Origin of the sequence: Xanthomonas sp. SHU 199, from assembly GCF_000364665.1 — a bacterium.
In the GTDB taxonomy this organism is placed as follows: Bacteria; Pseudomonadota; Gammaproteobacteria; order Xanthomonadales; family Xanthomonadaceae; genus Xanthomonas_A; species Xanthomonas_A sontii.
The window spans coordinates 1-4674 of the sequence record NZ_AQOI01000720.1 but is presented as its reverse complement, the minus strand read 5'-3'; the positions used below and the strand labels follow the sequence as shown (position 1 = coordinate 4674).

Sequence of the window (4674 nt, the reverse complement as noted above, 5' to 3'; positions counted from 1 at the left end):
GCTGCGGCGCGCAGCGCGGCTGCTGCAGCAGGTGTACGAACTGCGCGGCGATCACTGCGCCACCGAAATGGCGCTGCACGAAGTCGCGCCCGGCCTGGCCCATGCGCTGGCGCCGTTCGCTGTCGCACAGGCGCAGGATTGCATCGCGCCAGCCGTCCACGTCGCCGGGCGTGAGCAGTTCGCCGCTGACCCCGGGGTCCAGCGTCTCCGCGGTGCCGCCGACGTGGCTGGCCAGCACCGGCACGCCGCTGGCCTGCGCCTCCACCGAGACCCGGCCGAAGGTTTCCGGCGCCAGCGACGGGAACGCCAGCATCGACATCGCGTTGTAGTAGGGCGTGGTGTCGTTGACCCAGCCAACGAAGCGGTGGCGCTGGCCGTGCGGCTGGGCCGCAGCCTGCGCCTGCAACTGCGCCGCGTCCGGTCCGTCGCCCAGCCACAGGCAGTGCAGCCGCGGCTCCTCCGCCATCGCCGCCCCAGCGGCTTCCAGCAGCGGGAAGATGCCCTTGCCGGCGTGCATGCGTCCGCTGTAGCCGAGCACGATCGCATCCTCGGGCAAGCCCTGCGCGGCGCGGATGGCACGGCCACGTTCCGGATCCGGGCGCAGCCGCTCCATGGTCACCGGGTTGTACAGCACCTGCACCAGCGCCTCCGGCACGCCGCGCTCCAGGTAGGCCTGGCGCGCGTAGTGCGACACCGCGAAGAAGCGCGCGGCCAGGCGCGGGATCGCATAGCCGGACAGCGCACTCATCGCCGGTGTGCGGTGGCGGAACAGCGTGACCGGGATGCCCAGCACGCGCCCGGCCAGCAGCAGCGGCCAGTATTCTTTGCCGAAGTTGCCCACCAGCCAGTCCGGCCGGCTGCGCCGCGCCACGCGCAGCAGCGGCCGGTAGCCGTCCGGGTCCAGCACGTTGCGGAAGTGTCCGACGTGCACGGTGATGCCGCTGCGGCGCAATTCGTCGGCGATCAGGCCGCCCTCGCAGGCGATGACCTCGACCTGGTGGCCGACGCCGGCCAGCGCCTGCGCCAGCGCCACGAAATGGGTGGCCGCGCCGGTGTTTTCGGGATTGGTGCCGACGAACAGGAATTTCATCCGCGCCGGTCCTCGTAGGCGGTGAAGGCGCGCAGCGCGAACTGCGGCAGCAGGTGGTGGCGCGCGACCTGGATGCGCGGGTAGCGCATGGGGTCCGAGCCTGCCGGGGCGCGGCCGCGGCGGGTGCTGGTGGCGGCGGTGTAGCCGGCCTCGCGCACCACGTCGGCGACACGGTCGTCCACATCGCCATAGGGGTAGCAGAACTGCGGCACCGCCTCGCCGAGCAGGTCCTCCAGTTCGCGCTTGCAGCCGCCGATCTCCTCGCGCAGCGCCGCATCGCTGCAGCCGGTCAGGTGCGGGTGCGAGCGGGTATGCGCGCCGATCTCCATGCCGCCGGCGCGCCACTGGCGCAGCTCGGCGAGGTTCATCAGCGGCTTCTCGATGCCCAGCTTCTGCGCATCCCACACGTTGTGGCGGCCGATGCAGCCGCTGACCATGTACACCGTGGCGGTGAAACCCAGCCGCTGCAGCACCGGCAGCGCCGCGTGCAGGTTGTCCAGGTAGCCGTCGTCCAGGGTGACCACCGCGATCTTGCCCTGGCGCTCGCCGCGCAGGTACGGCATGGCGTCGGACATGGACACGCCGCGGTAGCCCAGCCGCTGCAGCAGGCGCATCTGCCGGGCGAAGCGGCCCGGGCTCACGTACAGGCTGCGGTACACCTGCAGGTGCCGCGGCGCCTCGGCCACGTTGTGGTACATGAAGATCGGAATGCGGGCCGTGGCGGCGGTGTCGGAAGGCATCGGGGAACGGCTCTTTGGACGGAAGGGCGAGGTGCGGCGCGGGAGTCTACCGGGCCTGGCTTTCGCTGGTCTGTCGGGTAAAACCCTCAGCCGTAGACGATCGCGCCGCCGTGCAGGCCGCGGCCGGCGGCTATGCTGCGCTTCCCTTGCCGCAGGAGCCGCCGATGTCCGAGACCGCCGCTGCCGCCCCCTGGCGCGATCTGCAACTGCATCTGGACGGCATCGTGCTGCGGCGCTGGCGTGCCGAGGACCTGGATGCGCTGGTCCGCCACGCCGACGACGCCCAGGTGGCGCACGGGCTCAGCCGGCGCTTTCCGCATCCCTACACGCGCGCCGACGGCGAGGCCTTCCTGGGCGGGCAGGTGATCGACCTGAACGACCCGGTGCTGGCGATCGAGATCGGCGGCGAGGCCTGTGGCGGGATCGGCCTGCATGCAGCGGCGCAGCCGGCGCCGGAGCGGGCCGAGCTCGGCTACTGGCTTGGCCGCGCGCACTGGGGCCAGGGCCGGATGACCCGCATCGTCGCCGCCTACCTGGACTGGGCGGTGCCGGCGTTGCGCCTGCAGCGGATCGAGGCGTTGACGCTACCAGACAACCATGGCTCGGCGCGCGTGCTGCAGAAGAACGGCTTCGTTGAGATCGGCACGCGCCGCGAACTGTCGTTGCGCGATGGACAGCCGCGCGATTTGCGCCTGTTCGCGCGGACCGGGGCGGCTGCCTGAGTCGCGCGTCGCCCGTGCGAGCGACGCGCGCGGGCCACGGCTTCAGTAGGAAATGGTGGCCGAGGTCGCGGTGGTGTCCACCGCGTAGTTGCATTGCACGTCCAGGCCCGAGCTGTCGCTGTACGACACCCATGCCGGCGACGCCACACGCTGCATGCGGTAGTCGTAGACGCCGATCGCATCGAAGGTGATGCTCCCGTCCGGCGGATACTGGTCGCAGCTGTCCACCGCATAGACTTCCAGCGCACCGCCCACCACCAGGTGCGTCCGGGAATTGATGTCGTAGGTGGTGCTGAGCCGCACGCTCTGGCCGGTGGTGACGTTGCGCGTGTCGACGTTCCAGTTCGTGCAGGGCAGGCCGTTGTTGCAGGTGGCGTAGGTGTCGCCGACGATCCGGTCGCCGGCCCTGGCCGCGATGAAGTCGCTGTGCCACACCATGCCGTCCTGGCAGCAGTTCCAGCTGCTCAGGTCCCAGCTGTCGTTGTAGCCGCGGTAGCCGAGCACCGGTTGCAGGATCGTGGGATCGTCGCTCTGCATCCCCGGGAAGAAGTACACCGTCTGCTGCGCCACGTTGGTCGGGTTCTGCGGCACCGTCCAGCTGGCCACGATGCGCCCCATCTTGTTGCCGGTCACGTCGATGGCCGACTGTACCCAGTCGTGGGTGATCGGCGGCGGCACCGCGCCGCGCGCGCGCGCTGCCCGCAGCGCCGCGCCAGCGCGGATCGGCTGGCCGTCCAGGCCACGTCCGTCGGGGTGGACGCGGGTGCCGTTGGGGGTGAAGTTGTCCTGGTTGCAGGCCTGCGCCTGTTCGCGCACGCCATCGGCATGCTGCAGGGCGCCGTCGGCGAGCACGCGGTCGCTGCGATGGACCTGGCGCACGCAGGCCGGCGCGAAGTAGCCGAACGGCGTCTGGATGTAGTCGTCGGGGACGTTGGTGGGCTTGTGCGCGGCGGGCAGGGCGCCGACCCGCGCCAGGCGGGCGTCGGGCGCGGCGGTCTGGGCCAGTGCGCTGGCGCTCAGGCCGAGCAGGGGCAGCATCAGCAGCAGGGCGGCGTGCACGCAGCGGCGTGCGGACGAGGAAAACGGACGGATGTCGGAGTGCATGGGAATCGCCTTGTCGTGAGAATGCGGAGTGCGTTCTCGGGAGCCCGCGGAGCACGGCGCTGCGCGATGCGGCGGCGCAGGCCATCGCAGGTATCCCGTCTGCGAAGCGAATGGCACGGTGATGGTGGGTCGATGGCGCCTGCATGGTGGCGGAAGGAGCGGCGACAATGGACCCGATGCGCACGCCAGGCTTGTCGGATTTGCGCATGCGCTGCCGCGAATTCCGCACGGTGGAAGGCGGGAGCGAACCACTTCACGGTGCGGCCGGAATGCGGGTTGCGCTTTGCGGTGCATGACGTAGACAAGTCTCGGGGCCGCGCTGCGTCATGCCGGGGCAGCCAGTGGGGCGCGGATGAGCGAAAATCCCCGCAGCGCGCCGTCCCGGGCGCGCCCCGTGCGTTTTCCAGGAGAGTCCCATGCGTCATGCCCTTCGTTCCCGCTGTGCCGCGTCGGCGCGGTGCGCCTGCGCCGCGGGCGTGCGCCGATGACCTCGCCCTGGGGCAACCGCCCGCGCGGTGGGAATCCCCCCTCTCCCACCGGGAGAGGGGCCGGGGGTGAGGGTGCGGCGGCGACCAACCGCAACGAACTGCGCCTCTACGGCCTCAACGCGGTGCGCGCGGTGTACGCGCGGCGGCCGGAGGCGATCCGCAAGCTGTACCTGAGCGAGGCGCGGATCCCGGCATTGCAGCCGCTGCTGAAGTGGTGCGTGGCCAACCGGGTCGGCTACCGCGTGGTGGACGAGGCCGATCTGCACAAGCTCGCCGCCAGCAGCCACCACGAGGGCGTGGTCGCCGACGTGCTGCGCGTCGCGCCGCTGGCCCTGGCAGACTGGCTGCAGGCGCTGGCGCCGGGTCCGGCGCTGGCGCTGTGGCTGGATGGCGTGGGCAACCCGCACAATTTCGGCGCGATCCTGCGCTCGGCGGCGCACTTCGGCGTGGGCGCGATCCTGTTGCCGGAGCAGGCCGCACTGGCGCTGTCCGGTGCCGCCGCGCGCGTGGCCGAGGGCGGCGCCGAGGCA

General features: G+C 71.5%; 5 protein-coding genes. 2 read left to right on the top strand and 3 right to left on the bottom strand.

The genetic code is table 11. The features are described 5' to 3' along the window. Both D183_RS0120175 and D183_RS0120170 read right to left on the bottom strand, forming a co-directional pair. Positions 1–1090: glycosyltransferase family 4 protein (locus D183_RS0120175; protein WP_017910594.1), on the bottom strand; the 1090-nt coding region annotated here is incomplete at its 3' end. Further along, entirely contained in the window at positions 1087–1830 is a 744-nt protein-coding gene (locus D183_RS0120170; RefSeq protein ID WP_017910593.1) for a polysaccharide deacetylase family protein, read from the bottom strand. The genes D183_RS0120170 and D183_RS0120175, both read right to left, overlap by 4 nt. Before the next feature lie 164 nt (positions 1831–1994). On the opposite strand from D183_RS0120170, the gene D183_RS0120165 reads away from it, so the two are divergent. After that, entirely contained in the window at positions 1995–2552 is a 558-nt protein-coding gene (locus D183_RS0120165) for a GNAT family N-acetyltransferase (RefSeq protein ID WP_026144697.1), read from the top strand. Between the two features lie 42 nt (positions 2553–2594). Here D183_RS0120165 and D183_RS0120160 read toward each other — a convergent pair whose 3' ends face one another. Next, positions 2595–3656 (bottom strand): hypothetical protein, encoded by a 1062-nt coding sequence (locus D183_RS0120160; protein WP_017910591.1) that lies wholly within the window; start codon positions 3654–3656, stop codon positions 2595–2597. Between the two features lie 484 nt (positions 3657–4140). Here D183_RS0120160 and D183_RS0120155 point away from each other — a divergent pair. Then, a partial coding sequence (locus D183_RS0120155) for an RNA methyltransferase substrate-binding domain-containing protein (protein ID WP_343122562.1) occupies positions 4141–4674 on the top strand: 534 nt, incomplete at its 3' end.